Annotated in this window: 18 protein-coding genes; 9 read left to right on the top strand and 9 right to left on the bottom strand. The window is 70.9% G+C overall.

The window, feature by feature from the left end; genetic code table 11:
* Nucleotides 1-62 precede the first annotated feature (62 nt).
* From AB0M83_RS26645 to AB0M83_RS26680, 8 genes are all read right to left on the bottom strand, one after another.
* The gene (locus AB0M83_RS26645) at nt 63-1,424 is read right to left on the bottom strand and encodes an MFS transporter (protein ID WP_364521100.1); all 1,362 of its coding nucleotides are present in this window, start codon (nt 1,422-1,424) and stop codon (nt 63-65) included.
* Nucleotides 1,421-2,356: a serine hydrolase gene (locus tag AB0M83_RS26650; protein ID WP_364521101.1), complete on the bottom strand. Its 936-nt coding sequence runs from the start codon at nt 2,354-2,356 to the stop codon at nt 1,421-1,423. The genes AB0M83_RS26645 and AB0M83_RS26650 overlap by 4 nt, the downstream gene beginning before the upstream one ends.
* The gene (locus AB0M83_RS26655) at nt 2,353-3,063 is read right to left on the bottom strand and encodes an MBL fold metallo-hydrolase (RefSeq protein WP_364521102.1); all 711 of its coding nucleotides are present in this window, start codon (nt 3,061-3,063) and stop codon (nt 2,353-2,355) included. The genes AB0M83_RS26650 and AB0M83_RS26655 overlap by 4 nt, the downstream gene beginning before the upstream one ends.
* Nucleotides 3,060-3,617 carry a 3-isopropylmalate dehydratase gene (locus tag AB0M83_RS26660; protein WP_364521103.1) on the bottom strand — a complete coding sequence of 186 codons (558 nt, stop codon included), beginning with the start codon at nt 3,615-3,617 and terminating at the stop codon, nt 3,060-3,062. Before AB0M83_RS26660 ends, AB0M83_RS26655 begins: the two co-directional genes overlap by 4 nt.
* Entirely contained in the window at nt 3,614-4,861 is a 1,248-nt protein-coding gene (locus AB0M83_RS26665) for an aconitase/3-isopropylmalate dehydratase large subunit family protein (RefSeq protein ID WP_364521176.1), read from the bottom strand. The genes AB0M83_RS26660 and AB0M83_RS26665 overlap by 4 nt, the downstream gene beginning before the upstream one ends.
* Before the next feature lie 5 nt (nt 4,862-4,866).
* Nucleotides 4,867-5,733: an isocitrate lyase/PEP mutase family protein gene (locus AB0M83_RS26670; RefSeq protein ID WP_364521104.1), complete on the bottom strand. Its 867-nt coding sequence runs from the start codon at nt 5,731-5,733 to the stop codon at nt 4,867-4,869.
* A gap of 9 nt (nt 5,734-5,742) precedes the next feature.
* Nucleotides 5,743-7,140: an MmgE/PrpD family protein gene (locus AB0M83_RS26675; RefSeq protein WP_364521105.1), complete on the bottom strand. Its 1,398-nt coding sequence runs from the start codon at nt 7,138-7,140 to the stop codon at nt 5,743-5,745.
* An 88-nt stretch (nt 7,141-7,228) separates the two neighbouring features.
* The gene (locus AB0M83_RS26680) at nt 7,229-8,347 is read right to left on the bottom strand and encodes an Lrp/AsnC family transcriptional regulator (RefSeq protein WP_364521106.1); all 1,119 of its coding nucleotides are present in this window, start codon (nt 8,345-8,347) and stop codon (nt 7,229-7,231) included.
* 889 nt (nt 8,348-9,236) lie between these two features.
* On the opposite strand from AB0M83_RS26680, the gene AB0M83_RS26685 reads away from it, so the two are divergent.
* From AB0M83_RS26685 to AB0M83_RS26710, 6 genes are all read left to right on the top strand, one after another.
* Nucleotides 9,237-9,926, top strand: a complete 690-nt coding sequence (locus tag AB0M83_RS26685) for a response regulator transcription factor (RefSeq protein ID WP_364521177.1) — start codon at nt 9,237-9,239, stop codon at nt 9,924-9,926.
* Nucleotides 9,923-11,305, top strand: coding sequence for an ATP-binding protein (locus AB0M83_RS26690; RefSeq protein WP_364521107.1), 1,383 nt, complete (start codon nt 9,923-9,925; stop codon nt 11,303-11,305). The genes AB0M83_RS26685 and AB0M83_RS26690 overlap by 4 nt, the downstream gene beginning before the upstream one ends.
* 66 nt (nt 11,306-11,371) lie before the next feature.
* Entirely contained in the window at nt 11,372-11,896 is a 525-nt protein-coding gene (locus tag AB0M83_RS26695) for a DUF2231 domain-containing protein (protein WP_364521108.1), read from the top strand.
* A 26-nt stretch (nt 11,897-11,922) separates the two neighbouring features.
* A complete protein-coding gene (locus tag AB0M83_RS26700; RefSeq protein WP_364521109.1) occupies nt 11,923-13,320 on the top strand; it encodes a ferredoxin reductase family protein in 1,398 nt (465 codons plus the stop codon).
* 12 nt (nt 13,321-13,332) lie between these two features.
* The gene (locus AB0M83_RS26705; protein ID WP_364521110.1) at nt 13,333-13,791 is read left to right on the top strand and encodes an FMN-binding protein; all 459 of its coding nucleotides are present in this window, start codon (nt 13,333-13,335) and stop codon (nt 13,789-13,791) included.
* A complete protein-coding gene (locus AB0M83_RS26710) occupies nt 13,788-14,390 on the top strand; it encodes a phosphatase PAP2 family protein (protein ID WP_364521111.1) in 603 nt (200 codons plus the stop codon). Before AB0M83_RS26705 ends, AB0M83_RS26710 begins: the two co-directional genes overlap by 4 nt.
* Nucleotides 14,391-14,401: 11 nt before the next feature.
* On the opposite strand, the gene AB0M83_RS26715 is transcribed toward AB0M83_RS26710, so the two are convergent.
* Nucleotides 14,402-15,283, bottom strand: coding sequence for a LysR family transcriptional regulator (locus AB0M83_RS26715; RefSeq protein ID WP_364521112.1), 882 nt, complete (start codon nt 15,281-15,283; stop codon nt 14,402-14,404).
* 104 nt (nt 15,284-15,387) lie between these two features.
* On the opposite strand from AB0M83_RS26715, the gene AB0M83_RS26720 reads away from it, so the two are divergent.
* The 3 genes from AB0M83_RS26720 to AB0M83_RS26730 are packed head-to-tail and all read left to right on the top strand — an operon-like array spanning nt 15,388 to nt 18,257.
* Complete coding sequence (locus AB0M83_RS26720) at nt 15,388-16,251, top strand: dioxygenase (protein ID WP_364521113.1); 864 nt, start codon at nt 15,388-15,390, stop codon at nt 16,249-16,251.
* A 27-nt stretch (nt 16,252-16,278) separates the two neighbouring features.
* Nucleotides 16,279-17,265, top strand: a complete 987-nt coding sequence (locus AB0M83_RS26725) for a zinc-binding alcohol dehydrogenase family protein (RefSeq protein WP_364521114.1) — start codon at nt 16,279-16,281, stop codon at nt 17,263-17,265.
* 20 nt (nt 17,266-17,285) lie between these two features.
* Nucleotides 17,286-18,257 (top strand): MBL fold metallo-hydrolase, encoded by a 972-nt coding sequence (locus AB0M83_RS26730; RefSeq protein WP_364521115.1) that lies wholly within the window; start codon nt 17,286-17,288, stop codon nt 18,255-18,257.
* The last annotated feature ends 13 nt before the right edge of the window (nt 18,258-18,270 follow it).

Below are 18,270 nucleotides of genomic sequence, written 5' to 3' on the forward strand. Positions count from 1 at the left end.
CACGAACACTCAACCAGCCGCGCAATGCCGAACCTTCGGCGTGACCGACCATCAACCAGGCCTCAGACGTCCTCCAGGCGGGTGGCGTTGGTTCGCGGTCCCAGCACCGCGACGCTGAGGCTCATTGCGATGATCAGTGCGGCGCACAGCAGGTAGAGGATGCCGGGTCCCAGGGCGGTCAGCACGGTGAGCGCGCCGAGCGGGAGGATCGCGGCGACGAGACGGGACAGGGCGTAGGTCCGCCCGAGTATCGTGCTGCGTACGGCCGTGGGGAACAGTTCGGCGCTGTAGGTGCGGGACACCGTCGCCTGGATGACGCTGAGCAGGCTCGTCGCGATGCCGGCGGTGACAACGAGCCATGTCGTGCCGGCGAGTCCGAACACGACACCGAAACCGGCCACGCCGAGCGAGGCCGCGATGGTGAGGGTGCGTCGCTGGACGCGGTCGACGACCAGGGTGAGCAATGCCGCCCCTGCCGGGTAGCCCAACGCGGTCACCGCTGTGTAGCCCAGCGATTCGACTACCGTGAAGCCCTTGTGCAGCAGGGCGAGCGGGGCGATCGAGGCGAAGCCGTAGAACCCGACCGGGCCCAGGGTCTCCAGGAGACAGGTCAGCACCGTGCGGCCGAGCAGCGGAGGTCGAAGAAGGCGGGGAGCCGGCTCTGTCTCCGCAGCAACGGGCACGGACGTGGTGACCGGCGCACCGCTCGCTCCGGTGGCGCGCACCTCGATCGCCGACAGCGCCAGTTCGGCTTCGTCGGCGCGTCCCCGGCTGAGCAGCCATCGCGGTGACTCGGGCAGCCGGCGTCGCAGCAGCCAGATGATCACCGCGCCCGGCGAGCTGAACAACAGTAGCCAGCGCCAGCTCGCCAGGCCGGCCATCGTGTGCGGGAGCAAGGTGGCCAGTGCCCCGGCGGCGGGGACGGCCAGCATCCCGAAGGCGTAGGCGCGGGTGGCCAGGCGGCCGCGGTGCGACGGCGGGAGGAGTTCGGCGAGGTAGGCGTCGGCGAGTGCCAGTTCGGCTCCGAGCCCGACGCCGAGCGCGAAGCGCAGTGCGATCAGCATCGTGGCGTCGGTGGAGAACGCGCACACCACGGCCAGAGCCGCGTAGCCGACGAGGTTGATCTGGAACATCCGGCGCCGGCCGAAGCGGTCCGCGAGCGGGGTGAGCGCAAGCGCCCCCACGAGTTCACCGGCGAAGGTCGAGCCGATGATCAGCGACGTCTTCCACGTCGTGGCCACCCAGCCGGCCGGCAGCAGGGGCACCATGAGGGTGCCGATCGCGACCTCGAAGAAGTTGAAGAAACAGCCGAGTCCCACCACCGCGACCAGTGCGCGGTGCCAGCGCCCCACCGGAAGGCGGTCCAGGCGCGCGGCGATCGTCTGCGCGGAGCCGGTGTGCGAGTCAGATGACGTCTTTGTCATACCAATGTCGCTTCCTCGATCAGGGTGCGGTACAGCGCGCTGCGGTCGCCGGCGCCCAACGGACGGAAGCCGCCGGCATGTGTGTCGAACAACCCGACCAGCACCAGGTCGTGGCCGGGGATGACGGTGACGAACGATCCGCCCATCCCGAGGGCGGAGAAGCTGCCGCGGGGAAGAGCGCCGCTGCCGTCGCTGACCCACCACAGGTGCCCGTGGTGGGAGTGGTCTGGTTCGGCCGGGGTGGGCGAGACGGGCTGCGTACTGGCGGCGGCCCAGCCGGCGGGCACGACCTGCACGCCTGCCCGCCGGCCGTCACGCAGGTACAGGGTGCCGAACCGGTCGAGATCGCGTGCGGAGAAGGCGAGCTGGTAGTTCGGGTAGCGGGTGGTGCCGCCGAGCGGGTCGGCGCGGTATTCGTAGCGGCCGTGCCGGTAGGGGTCCCAGTCGGTCATCCCCAGCGGCCGGGCGAGTTCCCGGTCGAGGCCGAGGAACACGCTGGTGTGGGTGACCCGTTCGTAGATGTTGCCCAGGACGTTGAAGTCCCAGTTGTTGTAGCACCAGTGCGTGCCGGGCGGGTGGGCGCCGCGGACCGGTCTCGGGGGGAGGAGGTGTGCCGCCCCGGGTGGCGGTTCGACGGCCGGCGGGAGGTACACACCGGAGCGGGCCTGCAGCAGATCCTGCACGGTCGCGGACCGTTCCACGGCGGTCAGGGTTGGCGTGTCGTCGATGTCCAGCTCGGCCAGCGTCGTGTCGAGTGCAACCAGCCCGCGTTCGAGGATCTGCCCGAACAGGGCGCCGGCGAAGGACTTGCGGATGGAGTGGACCACGACCGGCCGGGCCTGGTCTCCACAGGCCAGGATCGGTTCGCCGGCACGTGACACCCGCACCGCGTGCATCCCGAACCGCCGGGCGAGCGCGCGAACCCGGTTCATCGGGGCGGCTCGGTGGCGGTCGCCATCCGGGCCAACACTGCGTGGTAGCGGTCGAGCGCGGCGCCCCGCACGGGGTTTCCGTGGGCGAGGCCGACGGCCGTGACATCTCGCGGGAGCCGGGCCAGGCTCGACGGGCGTTGCGCCGGGTCGGCGGCGAGCGCGGCCGGACCGAGGCTCAGGTCGGCGCCCCGGTCGAACAGCGCGTCACCGGCCAGCAGCGTGTTGCCGGGCTCGTAGTGCAGCACGATGTGCCCGGGGGTGTGGCCGGGAGTGTGGATCACCCGCAGGCCACCTGCTCCGGCCACGCTGTCCCCGTCGTGGAGCAGGACATCGGCGGTCACCGGCGTCCAGTGCAGCAGCGGGATCCGGTCGAGCAGGCGACCGGCGGCACCGGAGCGGCCGGCGGGCGGCACCCGTCCGCTCGCGAGCCAACTGGCGTCGGCTTCGTGGACGAACAGGTGCGCACCGGTGCGGGCCACCAGCTCGGCGGCACCCTTCACGTGGTCGGGGTGGGCGTGGGTGAGCACGATGCGGCGGATGTCGGACAGGCGCAGGCGCCGCTGCGCGAGCGCCGCTTCGATCCGGTCGGGTGCCGACGCCCAGCCCACGTCGACCAGGGTGTAGCCGTCGTCGCCGTCGAGCAGGAACGCGTTGTCCCGGCGGGTCGTCGCCACGCACCGGACGCCGGGCGCGATCTCGGTGCTCATGCGCTGGTCCCGCTGTCCACCGGCAGCGCCCCGGATTTGAGGACGTCGAGGAGTTCGATCGGCAGGTATCCCTGTTCGGCCAGCCGGGCCAGCACGCCGCCGCTGGCGAGGATCTCCAGAACGAGCGGCGGCAGCGGAGCGGTGGTGCCGGTGGTGCCGCTCGTTTCGTTGGCGTAGTCGCCGGTGGTGATGTCGAAGCGGCCGTGGTCGCCGTCGGAGAAGAGCGCCGTCGCACCGGGCACGGTGAGCGCTGGGAGCCCGGCGTTGATGGCGTTGCGCAGGAACAGGGAGTTGAACTCTTCCGCGACGAGGGCCGCGATTTTCAACTGCCGGAACAGCGTGGCCACCGGGCGGGAGGAGCCGACGCCGAAGTTCTTGCCCGCTATCACGATGTCGCCCGGCCGTACCTGGTCGGTCCAACCTGGACGGACTTCGTGGAAGACGTGCTTGGCGGCCTCCGGGATCGCCAGCTTCATCGCGAACGCGGGATACATCGCGTCGGTGTCGAGCGAGTCGCCGAAGACCCAGACGCGGCCGCTGATCAGCGTGCTCATGCGGTGACCTCCCGTGGGTCGGTGATGACGCCGGTGACGGCGGACGCGGCGACCGTGGCCGGCGAGGCCATGTAGATTTCGGCTTCGGTGCTGCCCATCCGGCCGGTGAAGTTGCGGGTCGAGGAGGTCAGGCAGACCTCGCCCGGGCCGACGACACCCATGTGGTAGCCGAAGCAGGCGCCGCAGGTCGAGTTGGTCACGACCCCTCCGGCGTCGGCGATGTCCTGCAGGTAGCCCAGGCGCATCGCCTCCCGGTACACCTCCTGCGAAGCCGGGGTGACCAGCAGCCTGACCCCGGCTGCCACCGACTTGCCGCGCAGCACGGACGCCGCAATCCGCAGGTCCTCCAGCTGCCCGTTGGCGCACGAGCCGATGAACGCCTGGTCGATTCGCCGTGCTTCGACCCGCGACACCGGCACTCCGTTGTGGCTGACCGTTCCCGGCCGTGCGACGTAGGGCTCCAGCGCGGACAGCTCGATCTGGCGGACGTCCACATAGGACGCGTCCGGATCGGGATCGGCGGCCGTGTAACCGGTGACGCCACGGTCGCCGAGGAAGTTGTGGAGCACGTCGTCGGCGGCGAAGGTCGCGAAGTCCGCCGACACCTCGGCGGCCTGGGTGGCGATCGTGCGGCGGTCGTTCATCGGGATGCTCGCCAACCCCGGCCCGCCGAACTCGAGGTTCTGGTTGGTGGCGTTCCCGTACTTGTCGGCCAGGTACAGGAACACGTCCTTTCCGCTGACGCCCGCGGGCTTGGTGCCGTTCAGTTCGTAGCGGACCGTGGGCGCGACCTGGAACCAGGTGCTGCCGGTGCACATGATCGAGTACACCTCGGCCGGGCCCAGGCCACGGGCCGCGGTGTTGTAGGCCCCCGCCGCGCAGGTGTGGGAATCGGTGCACGCCAGGACCTCTCCCGGCCGCGCCAGCCCGTTCTCCGCGATCACCTGGTGGCAGATGCCGTGCCGCCCGACATCGAAGAAGCGCGAGATGCCGAAGTCGGCGGCGAACCTGCGGGCTCGCGACCCGCCTTCGGCGTCCTTCAGCGACGGTGCCGGCACGGCGTGATCCATGATCACCGCCAGACGGTCCGGGTCGTGAATGCGTGACGGCGGCAGCCACAAGGTGGCGAACTGCAGGTCGATCAGCACGCACATGTCGACCTCGACGGTCACGGTGTCGCCCGCGCGCACCGACGGCAGTCCCGCCTTCCGCGCCAGCAGTTTCTCGATCATCGTCATGCCCATGGTGTTCACTCCGCGTACTTCTCGCCGATCGCCGACCATTCGGCGAGCCCGACCAGGGTGAAGAACTCCGCCGGGTTGCTGGGCGCGAGTTCCTGTGGGTCCCGTCCGGCCAGGTGCGCCAGGGCGCTCAACATGGCCCAGGCGGCGGCCCCCAACGCCGACGACGGGTGGATTGCGATCGCGAAGCCGAGTTCCTGCAGCCGCTGCGACGACTCGAGCGGTGTCAAGCCGCCGATCACCAGGTTGAGCAGCAGGGGCGCCTTGACCTCGGCGGCGATTCGCTCGATTTCCTCGGTACCTTGTGGAGCTTCGACGAAAAGGACGTCCGCTCCGGCTTCGGCGTAGGCGTTCGCCCGCTCGATCGCCGCGTCCAGCCCCAGTGGCGCCCGCGCGTCGGTGCGCGCGATGAGGACCAGATCCGGGTCGGTGCGGGCGTCCACCGCTGCCCGTAGCTTGCGCACGAAGTCGGCGGTGCCGATCAGCTCCTTGTCCGGCAGGTGCCCGCAGCGCTTGGGGAAAGCCTGGTCTTCCAGCTGGATCGCGGCCACCCCGGCTGCCTCGTACTCCTGCACGGTGCGCACCACGTTCATGGCCGCGCCGTACCCGGTGTCGGCGTCGGCGATCAACGGCACCTCGCCGAGCACGCGGGAGATCATCCGTGCCCGTTCGGTCATCTCGGTTTGCGTGACCAGCCCGATGTCGGGCAGGCCGAAACCCGACGCGGCCACCCCCGCCCCGGTCAGGTATCCCGCGGTGAACCCCAGCTGCCGCACCAGATGTGCCGATATCCCGTCGAACACTCCGGGTGCGACGATCAGCTCGCCGCTGTTCAGTCGCGCGCGTAGGGCCGCGCGCGCCGGTGTCGTGGTCATGGTCGCCTTTCAGTCGAGTACCCGCGCCACCGGCGGCGCGAGCAGGTCAGTCAGCTCATCCAGGTTGTCGAGGGCGTCGAGGCCCAGCACCGCGTCCTCGATCCCCTTCATGCGCGCCGGTGGTACGAGCGGGCCGGCCAGCGTCCGGTACTTGGCGACCAGTTCGTCGTTGGTCACCGGGTCCGCGGGTCCGCCGTGGGGCTGGGCGATCCGCCGGTGCAGCACGGAGCCGTCGGCGAGGGAGATCGTCACCTCGGTGGCGAACCGCTCCTGCGCGGGACCGTTCTGGATGCTCTCGTCCAGCTGGACGTCGACCCGATCCAGCAGCTCCCACACGTCGTCGGCGACCAGCCGCTCATCGGTGAACTGCGGTGGCATGACCGTGCCGTCCAGCAGCGCCACCACGGCCGCGTAGCCGAGGTTCATCTGCGCGCCGATCGAGGTCAGCGGCCGCTCCGGCTGCCACCACCCGTGGTGGTACACCGCGTGCCCCACCCGGATCTCGATGCGCGTCACCGCGGCCGGCTCGATGCCGTGCTCGGCGCGGAGCTCGAGGACCGCCTGGATGGTGCCGTGCAACCCGCCCTGCGCCGCGTAGGACTTCACCATGATGACGTCGGTGTGCCACCACTTGCCCAGCCCGGCCACGACCTGGCCCGGGTCCGGATCGTGGCCTTCGCCGAACACCGCGAGGAACCCACCGTAGGGCCGGTCGAACACCTGCTTGATCCCCGTGTAGCCGGCGGCGGCCAGCCCTGCGGCGTAGAAGCCGTTGCGGGCGGCGAAACCGTGCTGCATGCGCTTGGACATCGCCTCGTACTGCGCGGCCATCAGCCCACCGGACTGCGTGCCGGCCATCCCCAGCGCGTCCTCCAGCGCCGCGGCGTCCAGCCCGCGCAGCTTGCCCGCGGCCATCGCCGCGGTGTGCGTGCCGAACACCGGACCGGAGTGCCAGCCGCGCGAGAGCATCTCCGCCCCGTGCAACGCCAGCCCGACCCGCGGTCCCACCTCGAATCCGGCCACGACGGCCGTCAGTGCGTCGGCGCCCGTGCCGCCGGTGGCCAGCAGGGTCGGCAGGATCAGTGAATTGCTGTGCAGGGGCGCCAGAGGGTGGAAGTCGTCCAGCTCGAATCCCTGGATGAACGTGCTGTTCAGCAGGACGGCGGCGGGTGCGCTGGTCGTCCGGCCCGTGCCGATCACGGCGGTGTCGCCGGTTCCCTCGAGCCCGAGCACCGCCCCGGTGGCCACCCGTGACCAAGGCAGCTGAGCCCCCACGAGCGCGCACCCCACGCCATCGAGCAACAGGTGCTTGGCCCGCGTCCGCGTCGGTCCGGGAATGTCGTCGGCGTGGAGCCCGGCGACCCACCGGGCCAGTGGCACGGTGACGCCGGCACTGGTAGTCGTCATGGTCGCAGTGAAGACCCGGGCACCACCTCGCCCGCCGAACTGCGGGAAACAGACTCCCTAACCCGAACCGATGCGGGAAACCGACAGATCAGCAGTTCTCAGTGAGGTTCACGTGGGTGATCGGGGTCCACGGGTCGGCCGGCACGAGCCCGGTCATGTGCCCGTCACGGTCCAGCAGCCGGCCCCAGGACTTCACCGGCCGCAGGATCACCCGCTCGTCCACGACGGTGACGCTCGGCAACGAAGACCGCAGCCGGACCTGCAGATCGCAGAGTTCCGCCAGCCGGTGCAGCTGCACCATGACGAACAGGTTGGCCACCCCCACCACCGACAGGCAGATCCGCGTCTCCCGCCAGGCCCCGATGGCCAGCCCCGTCTCGTGCAATCCCTCGCCGGGCACCGACAGCCAGAGGACCACCTGCGCGGGCCAGCCGCCCTTCGACCGCGCGAAGTCGGTCCGGAACGCGAGCATGTCCCGTCGCACGAGCCCGGCCAGCCGCCGCCGCACCAGGTGCTCCGGGACTCCCAGCCGCTCCGCCAGATCCCGGTACCGCGCCCGGCCGTCCGGTTGCAACGCCAGGTACAGGGCGTGGTCTTCCGCGCTGTACTCCTGGCCGCGCGACAGCGACGGCCGGACCGGCGTCTCACCGTCCCGGACGGTGCGCTCCTCGCCGACGCTGAGCGCGCCCAGCCGCCAGTGAACGTCGCTGTACCAGGCGAGCCCGACGTGGGTGCGCACGCGAGCCGCGTGCGGGAGCGATCCCGGTATGCCGATCAGCAACGCCGAAAGGTCCGCCATTTCGGCGGCGAACACCAGCGCGACCAAGTCATGCTCGCCGCTGGTCAAGTACACGGACACCACGTGCGGGAGCTCGGTCAGTGCGCGCGCGACGGCTTCCGCCCGTCCCGGCACGGCCCCGATCTCCACCACCGCGCCCACCACCGCGACCTGCGGTCCCGGCACCGACGACACCCACGCCCGCCCCGAGGCCGCCAGCCGCTGCCACCGCCGCGACACCGTCGCCGGCGACAGCCCGAGCGCCGGCCCCAGCTTTTCGAAACTCACCCGCGGGTTGACGTGCATCGCGTCCAAAATCGACACATCGACCTCGTCAAACCCGGACTCGTTCTCCACCCGCACCATCATCGCCCACGAGGGCTGGATCAGCAGAAGTGGTCGAACCAGCCACAGCGTGAACGTCGGCAAGGACGCATACGATTGTTGACCCGCTCGAAACCATGTCCGCATGTTCCGTTGTCGGGTCGTTCGGCGACGTAGCCGGTCCGGTCTCGACACGTGTAGATGACTCAGCGGACAGCGGTGTCTAGATGGAGGCCGACGAGATCGGCGGATTTCGGGTCGTATTCGCGGCGAGTCCGGATTGTTGTGAATGCTGCCCGAACAATCCCGTCCACGCTTCCGCAGTCCACCAAGCGGTCGGCTTTCTCCCCAGCGAGCAGTACAGCGTGGAGCGGCTCCAGCTCGCCGCGCCGGTCGGGACTCACCTGCGACTTCACCCACGACACCGGACGCGGCGACGACTGCCTCGCCGCCTACGTCGAGGCCGCCCGCGACGTCTGCTCGACTGTCCATGCGGGACAGCCATCTCGATCACTTTCCTGCCATCGGCTACATGATCAGCCGCGGCTTGGCCAAGTCAGGTGCGCCAGCGCAGCCACAATCGTTACTGACCGGTCCGCGAGCACGCCGCCCAGACGAGCAGGGCGGGCGGCAAGGACGACAGATGCTGGGCGTCACCGGCTGTGGTGTACTCGCGATTGGCGTCGCAATCGGTGTGCCTGACCGGGCCGGGTGCTCGACGACGATGCCCCCGCAGCGCCACGTCGTGAGCAATCCCTTCGTTCAGTCTTCCGGGGTGGCCGGAGCGGTTTCTGTGCTTGTTCGATCTCGGCGATCGTCGTGGCAGGCGTCCGTCCCGGCACCACGCCTGAGAAGGCCTGGCCGGCTCGACCAGCCGGATCTGCCGGGTGAGGCGCTCGGCAGAACAAGCGCGGGACCGGACCGGGTCAGGGGCCCGACGGAGCAAACGGGGATTGCCCGGGCCGAGGAGGCCCGTGACGTGCATGATGACGAGGTGTCGCATCGTGTCCTGCTCGCTGATGACGACCGGGCCATCCGGGAGTCGCTCGTGCGAGCCCTCGACCTCGAGGGCTACGAGGTGGTGGAGGTGGCCGATGGCGTGGCCGCGCTGGCCACGGCCCGGCGTGAGCGGTTCGATGTGCTGATCGTCGATGTGATGATGCCCGGGGTCGACGGCCTGGGCGTCTGCCGGGTGTTGCGCGCGGACGGGGACGCCACCCCGATCCTGATGCTGACCGCCCGGGTGGAAACCCCCGACCGGGTGGCGGGGCTGGACGCCGGCGCCGACGACTACTTGCCGAAACCGTTCGAACTCGACGAACTGCTCGCCCGGCTGCGGGCGTTGCTGCGGCGTACCTCCGTCGACGCCGGGCCGGTCGCGCAGCGGACGCTCCGGCTGGCCGAACTGTCCCTCGACCCAGCCGCGCGGCGGGTGTGGTGGGGCGGTACGGAGATCGACTTGTCGAAGACCGAGTTCGACCTGCTGGAGCTGCTGGTCCGCAATGCGGGGATCGTGCTCGACCGGACGACGATCTACCATCGGATCTGGGGGTATGAGTTCGGTTCCGACTCGAAGAACCTCGCGGTCTACATCGGGTACCTGCGCCGCAAGCTGGAGAAGGTCGGGGCTGCGGACCTGATCCACACGGTCCGCGGGGTCGGTTACTCGGTGCGGACCTCGTGAACCTGCGCAGCAAGCTCGCTCTCGCGTTCTTCGCCGTCGGGGCCGCGGTATCCGTTCTGGTCGGCTTGTTCAGCTACCGGACCGCGTCCGAGCGGATCAGCGAAGAGCTCGACCGCTCGCTGCTGACGACGTCCGCCGAAGTCGCTGCCGGTGCGACCCAGGTGCTGGCCCCGAACCCGGTTCTGCAGGACTCCGATGACGACCACGACGAGGCCCAGCCCCTGGTGGCGCAGGCGATCGCGGCGGATGGGACGGTGCGGCACATCGGCGGGCGGCGGATTCAGCTCGCGGTCGAGGCGACCGACCGGGACCTCGCCGCCGAAGCCGGTCCGGGTGGGCATCGATTCGACGACCAGACCGTCGCGCCCGACGACTACCGCGTCATCACCGTCGCGCTCGGCAGCGGTCGTGGCGCACTCCAGCTCGGCATCGACGTGGACGAGTCGCGGCACGTCCTCGGCGAGCTCGCGAGGCGCATCACCGGCGTCAGCGCGGTGGTGCTGGTTGCGTCCGCGCTGGCCGGCTGGCTGATCGCGCGTCAGATCACCCGGCGGCTCGTCCGCCTGACCCGGGTGACCGAGCAGGTCAGCGACGGTGGACGGCTGGAGGTCGAGGTCCCGACCGGCGGCCGGGACGAGGTCGGCCGGCTCGCCACCTCGTTCGACCGGATGCTCGGGCGGCTGGCCGGCGCGCGCGAGGACCAGGAACGCCTCGTCCAGGACGCCGCGCACGAGCTGCGGACGCCGTTGACCAGCCTGCGCACCAACGCCAGCGTGCTGCGCCGGATCGAGGAGCTCTCGCCATCGTCCCGCGCCCGGCTGCTCGACGACGTCGACGGCGAGGCTCGCGAGCTGACACACCTGATCGACGAGCTCGTCGACCTCGCCACCAACCGCCACGCCGCCGAGGAGCCGGTCGCGGTGGAGCTGGGCGCGGTCGCCGAGCGCGCCGCCGACCGGGTCCGCCGCCGGTCGGGACGCGTCATCCGGGTCGAGGCCGACGCCACCGTCCTGCACGGACGGGCGAGGGGCCTCGAGCGGGCCGTGGCGAACCTGCTGGAGAACGCCGTGAAGTTCGACGTCGGCGGCGCTGAACCGATCGACGTCGTCGTCCGCGCCGGACGGGTCGAGGTGCTCGACCGCGGCCCCGGGATCGGGCCGCAGGACGCCGCGCACGTCTTCGACCGCTTCCACCGCGCCGACGCAGCCCGCGGCTTGCCGGGATCGGGCCTCGGCCTGGCGATCGTCCGGGAGATCGCCCTCGCCCACGGTGGTGAGGTGTTCGCCGGGCCCCGGCCGGGCGGCGGTGCCTCCGTCGGGTTTGTTGTCGGCGCCGATCTTCTCTTACCGGATTCTCAACCCGGTCAAGCCGGCGCTTAACCGGGCCCGGCCAGAGTGAGGACCGGAACGATCGTCCGTTCCGGACCGCACTCCCAGAAGGACTTCATGACCACCCTCAACGGCCTACCCGCCCATGTCCTGCTCGTGCACGCCATCGTCGTGCTGCTGCCGCTGGCCGCATTGCTGCTGGTGCTGAGCGCGCTCTGGCCCGCCGCGCGCCGCAGGCTGGCCGTGTCCAACGCCCTGCTGTCGGTGGTCGTGGTGATCCTCGTCCCGATCACGACGAACGCGGGGGAATGGCTCGAACGCCGGGTCGCCTCGACGCCCCTCGTGCGCGCGCACACCCAGCTCGGCGACACCGCCCTGTGGGTCGCGATCCCGGTGGCCGTACTCGCGCTCGTCGTGTGGTGGCGCGAACGGGAAAGCGTCCGAGCCGACGAGGAGGCCCTTGCCCGGCGGAGATTTCTCGCCCCGGCGTCGACCGCGGTGACCGCCGTGCTCGCGGTGCTCGCCGTGGTGGCTGCCGGCGCGGCGGTCTACGACGTCTACCGCATCGGCGACTCCGGCGCTCAAGCCAGCTGGCAGGGGCAGTTCAGCGCCACCCCGGCGCCGCGCGGACCCGGCCGCTGACTCGATCGCCGAGACGGAGAAAGGTGATGATCACCCCTACGCGCGCCGATCGGCTGCGGGTACGCCGGCCGAGCCGGGTGCCGGCGTGGTGGCGCGACCTGCAGGGACTGGGCGTGTGGGCGACCACTCTGGTCGTCGTTGCGTTGTGGGTCTCCGGAGGAGGACTGCGGGAGCTGGACACGACCGCCGCGCTGCTCACCTCGACGGGCAGGCTGACCGGCTTGGTCGCGACGGACCTGCTGCTGGTCCAGGTTCTGCTGATGGCGCGTGTTCCCTGGGTGGAGCGCAGCGTCGGACGTGACGAGCTGGTCCGCGGCCACCGGCTCGCCGGGTTCGCGTCGTTCGTGCTGATGATCGCGCACGCCGTGCTGATCAGCGTGGGTTACGCGATGACGGATCGCACCGGCCTCCTGCGTGAGGTATGGGACCTCGTGACCACCTACCCGGGCATGCTTCCGGCCACAGCGGGGACAGCGGCCCTCGCATTGGTGGTGATCACCTCGGTCCGGCTGGCCCGACGCCGGTTCCGTTACGAGGCCTGGCATCTGCTGCACCTTTACGCCTACCTCGGGGTGGGCTCGGCCTTGCCGCACCAGCTGTGGACCGGTGCGGATTTCACGAGCTCGACGGCGGCAACAGTGTTCTGGTGGAGCGCCTACGCGGGGGCGCTCGGCGCGTTGCTGGTCTTCCGGGTGGGCTGGCCGTTGTGGCGCAGCCTGCGGCACCGGCTGGTCGTGGACCACGTCCGTGCCGAGGGACCGGGTGTGGTTTCGGTGGTCCTGCGAGGCCGGCGGCTCGACCGGCTGCCGGTCGCCGCCGGCCAGTTCTTCGTCTGGCGGTTCCTCGACGGTCCGGGCTGGACCCGCGGTCATCCGTTCTCCCTGTCCGCCGCGCCCGATGGCCGGCGGCTGCGGATCACCGCCAAGGACCTCGGTGCGGGGAGCCTGCGGCTCGCGGCGGTGCCGGCCGGCACCCGCGTGCTGATTGAAGGACCGTACGGGGCTATCACCGATTCGGTCCGAAAGGCACCGAAGGTCGCAATGTTCGCCTCCGGCATCGGGATCACACCGTTGCGTGCGCTGCTGGAGGAAATGCCGTACCGGCCCGGAGACGCCGTCCTGTGCTACCGGGCGAGCACGCCGGCGCAGCTGGTGCTTCGCCGGGAGCTCGACACGCTGGCCGCGCGACGCGGAGCCCGGGTGCTGTACCTGCCCGGCCGCAGAGCCTGGGACCGCGCGTCGTGGCTGCCGGCGGGCTACGGCACCACAACGGACGAAGTTGCGCTGCGGCAGTTCGTCCCGGACATCGCCGAGCACGAGGTGTTCGTCTGCGGCCCCGGTGCCTGGACGGACGCGGTGATCGCGTGCGTGCGCCGGGCGGGCGTGCCCGCAGCCCAGGTCCATTCGGAACGGTTCGGCTGGTAGGAGGACGTCCCCTTGCGCAAGATCGCCATCATCGGCGCCGCCACGGTCTCAGTCGTGGTGCTGTTGTTCAGCTACCACACCAGCCGTGGCCCGGATCCGCTCGCCGGCGCCCTGCCGGCCGTCCGCCCGGCGCCGGGCGGCGGAACGCCACCCCCCTTCCCGAACTCGGCGGCACCGCCCGGGCCGGGCTCGGGTGAGGGCACGTTCACCGGCACGGCGGCGGATACCCGGTACGGGCCCGTCCAGGTGCGGATCACCGTCTCCGGCAGCCGGATCATCGCCGCCGACGCGGTCCAGGTGCCGCAAGAGAGCAGCCGTGACGTCCGGATCAACTCGGCCGCCGTGCCGATCCTCGACGATGAGACCGTCTGGGCTCAGAGCGCGCAGATCGACACGGTCAGCGGAGCCACTTACACGTCCGAGGGCTACGCGCAGTCCCTGCAGTCCGCGATCGATGCGGCCCACCGGTGACGCCCGGCGGCGGCATCGATGACGGCTGGTACCTCGACATTGCGGGTTTAGCCCGGGCGACCCCGTGGCTGCACGGGTTCTTCCTGGTCTTCACCGATCTCGGACTCGTCCTGCTCGCGTGCCTGTCGGTCGTGGCGTGGTGGCGGGCGCGCGGCGGGGATGCCGGGCGAATGGCGGCGGCGCTGTGCGTACCGCTCTCCGTCACCGTCGGCGCCGGTCTGAGCAACCTCGTCAAGATCGCGGTCCGGGAGCCGCGGCCCTGCATCCGGTTTCCGGCGGTGCCGACGGTGGCTCCTTGCGACTTCGCGACGGACTACGGCTTCCCGAGCAACCACGTCACGCTCGCGATGGCCGCCGCGGTGGCGCTGCTCCTGGCCGATCGGCGGATCGGGAGCGGCGCGCTCGCCGTGGCCGCGCTCATCGGCTTTTCCCGCGTCTACCTCGGGGCGCACTACGTCCACGACGTGCTGGCAGGCGCCGTGCTCGGGACGCTCGTGGCGCTGGCCGGCCTGCTGGTGAACGGGCCGCTGACCGCGGTCGTCGGCCGGGCGCGAACCGGGCGGTGGCGGCCGTTTCTCGGGCCGGAGTCCGGGCGCTGAGCTCCCGCTTGTCAGGGCCGGCCATCATCGAGGAGCGTTTCGGCCAGCGCTGCCGCGGCGGAGGACGGCGGGAACCGCGCCGGCGTGGCGAGGGCCAGCGTCCAGGTCATCGCCGGTGTGACGGCGACGGCGCGGAGGTCGGGATAGCGGCCGGCCGGGGTGGCGGGGAGGAGGACGACGCCCAGCCGGTTGCGGACGAGCCCGGCCGCGGTGTCGTAGTCGGCCACTTCGTACGGCGTGTCCGAAGTGATACCCGCGGCGATGAAGGCGTCGTCGGCCTGGCGGCGAATGCCCCAGCCCGCGGCGAAGCGGATGACGGTCTCGGTGGCGAGGTCGGGCACGCCCACCCGGTCGCGGGCACCGAGCCGGTGATCGGAACGGCAAAGGAGGACCAGCGGTTCCCGGGCGATCGTGCGCAGGGTGACGTTCGGCGGTGGTGCGGAGGCGGCCACCAAGGCCAGGTCGAGGGTTCCCTCGGCGATGGCGTGGAGGTGCCCGGCGGTACCGGCGACGCTTTGTCGCAGCCGGACCGAAACCAGCGGATACCGGGTGTGGAAGCGGCCGAGCGCGGCCGGCAGATCCAGAGGCCCCGATGACATGAGGGTGCCCAGGTCGACACGGCCGGAGAGCTGTTCGCGGTAGGGCGCCACCACGTTCTTCGCGCGCCGGGCCGCGGTGAGTGTGGTCCGCGCTTCGGCCAGGAACGCGGCACCGGCCGGGGTGAGCGCCACCGGGTACGCGGCTCGGTCGAGGAGCTGGATGTCGAGTTCGCGTTCGAGCTTGGCGACCGCGGTCGAGACGGCCGACTGGACGACGTGGACTCGCTCGGCGCCGCGGGAGAAGCTGCGTTCCTCGGCGACCGCGACGAAGTACTCGAGCTGGCGCAGGTCCATGACCCACTATCTCATATCAAGATGCTGAGTATCGAAACTCTTCGTTAGACGAGATGAGCAGCGTGCGTGATGCTCGGTGCTGAGCCGAACGAAGGAGTCGAACGATGTCGATCGACCTGACCGAGGAAACGATCACCGCCGCGGTGCGGAAGACCTTCGACGACGCCGCGGAACCGCGGGTCCGCGAGATCTTCGTGAGCCTGGTGCAGCACCTGCACGACTTCGCCCGCGAAGTCCGCCTCACGAGCGAAGAATGGTTCGCCGCGGTGGACTTCCTGGAGCGCGTGGGCCGCATTTCCAGCCCGACCCGGCAGGAGTTCGTGTTGCTGTCGGACATTCTCGGATTGAGCGTCCTGGTCGATCAGATCGACCACGGTGCCGGCTCGGCCACCGACTCCACCCTGCTCGGACCGTTCTTCGTGGAGGGCCGCCCACGCGTCGCCGACGGTGCCGACATCTCCGGCGACGTCAGCGGTATGCCGTTGTTCTTCACCGGCCGGGTCGTGGACACCGACGGCCGGCCGATCGACGGTGTCGACGTCGACACCTGGCACAGCGACAGCGAAGGCTTCTACGACGTGCAGCAGGCCGACAAGCTGCACGGCGAACCAGCGATGCGCGCCCTGCTGCGCACCAGCTCCGACGGCCGCTTCTCCTTCCGCTCGATCGTCCCGCGGTACTACCCGGTGCCCACCGACGGCCCGTGCGGAGAGATCCTCCGCGCAGCCGGGCGGTCCCCGATGCGGCCCGAGCACATCCACTTCTGGTTCCACGCACCCGGGCACGAGCCGCTGGTGACCATGCTCTTCCGCGCCGGGGACCCGTACCTGGAAAGCGACGCGGTGTTCGGCGCCAAGCGTTCCCTGGTCGCCGAATTCGTCCAGCACGACGCCGGGGAGACCGCGCCGGACGGCACCGTCATGACCGAGCCGTTCCAGACGGTCGAGTGGATCTTCGTCCTCGCCTGACCCGACCCATCCCGAAAGGACACGTTTGTGCGCGCGCTTCGCTTCGACCGGTTCGGCGGCCCCGACGTCCTGCAGGTGACCGAGGTGCCCGAGCCGGTCGCCGGTGACGGCGCCGCCGTGGTCGCCGTACGCGCCGCCTCGGTCAACCCCTCCGATCTGAAGAACGTTGCCGGCGTGATGGAGGGCACCGTGCTGCCGCGGGTGCCCGGCCGCGACTTCGCCGGCGTCGTCGTCGACGGCCCGGCCGAGTGGCGCGGCGCCGAAGTGTGGGGAACCGGCGGTGACGTGGGGTTCACCCTGGACGGCTCGCACGCGGAGTACCTCCGGGTTCCGGTGACCGCCCTCGCCCGCAAGCCCGCGCGGTTGAGCTTCGAGGAGGCTTCGGCGGTCGGGGTCAACTTCGTGATCGGCTGGCTCGGTGCCGTCGAAATCGCCCAGCTGGACCGCGGCGAAACCGTCGTCGTCTTCGGCGTCTCCGGCGGCGTGGGCGGCGCCGTCGCCCAGATCGCCCGCGCCCGCGGCGCCCGGGTGCTCGGGGTCGACCGGGTCGCGCCGGCCGGCGGAACCCCGGCGGCGGAGATCGTCGACGAGTTCGTGCCGTTCACCGGAGACACCGCCGAGACCGCCGACGGGCTGCTGAAGCACACCGGCGGCCGCGGCGCCGAGGTGGTGTACGACGCGGTCGGGGGCGTCACGACGGCGGCCGCGTTCGCCGCGCTCGCCCAGCGCGGCCGGTGGGTGGTGATCAGCGCCGTCGGCACGCCGGTGGTGGAGCTCAACCTGCCGGACTTCTACCACCGCGAGGCCCGGTTGCTGGGTGCCGACAGCCGCAAGCTCGACGTCACCGAGTCCGCCGAGCGGCTGACCCTGCTCACCCCCTACTTCGAGCGCGGCGAGTTCCGGCCCCTGCCGGTCGCGCACCGGTTCGCCCTCGACGAGGGCCGCGACGCCTACGCCGCGGTGGCGGCCCAGGTGCCCGGCCGCGTCGTCCTCACCCCCGCCCCCCGCTCGTGACCGACCAGAAAGGCGAGACCATGACGCGCTGCGCCGGTGTCCGCATCACCGTCCTCGACGAGAACTTCATCGACATCCTGCTCCCGTCCACCCCCCGCCTGCGCCGGTACAACATGGACCAGCACTTCAGTTCCCGCTACGGCGAGCTGCTCGCCGAGAACGGGCTGTGCTTCCTCGTCGAGACGTTCACCCCGACGGCGTCGACGAAGGTTCTCTTCGACGCCGGGCTGACGGCCCCGGTGGTGCTGCACAACGCGCGGCGTCTCGGCGTGGACCTGTCCGAAGTGGACGCTGTGGTGCTCAGTCACGGCCATCCCGACCACTTCGGCGGGATCAACGGTGTCCTCGAGGCCATCGGCCACCCCACGCCGGTGGTGGTGCACCCCGACGCCTTCGACCCGCGGATGATCGTCAAGCCGCACGTCACGCTGCCCATGATCAACATCGGGCTGACCCGGGACGGGATCCGGCAGGCCGGCGGCCACCTGATCGAGGCGCGCGACCCGGTACCGCTGGGCCCCGGACTGCTGACCTCCGGCGAAATGAAGACCAGCGCCGAATTCGAGTTCGAAGCCCCCACCGGACGGCTGTGCGTGCACGCCGGCGGGCACGTCGAAGCCGACGACATCAACGACCACCAGGTCCTCGGCATCGACGTCGAAGGCCACGGACTGATCGTCATCGACCCGTGCGGGCACCGCGGGGTGGTCAGCTCGATCGAGCACATGCGGACGCTCACCGGCACCGAAACCCTGCACGGGGTCCTCGGCGGCTTCCACACCGGGCACCCCGGCATCAGCGCCAACCGCATCGGCAACACCGCGAAAGCGCTGGCCGCCTGGGAACCCCGGCTGGTGGCCCCCATGCACTGCAGTGGCTTCCCCCTCAAGAAGGCCGTCGCGGACCTGATCCCGGACGCCTTCGAGATCGTCACCGCGGGCACCGTGATCACCGTCGGCGACGTCCCGCCCGACACGCGCACCTGGCGCTGAGAACACCCATCAC

This window comes from Amycolatopsis sp. NPDC051106 (genome assembly GCF_040682775.1).
Classification (GTDB): domain Bacteria; phylum Actinomycetota; class Actinomycetes; order Mycobacteriales; family Pseudonocardiaceae; genus Amycolatopsis.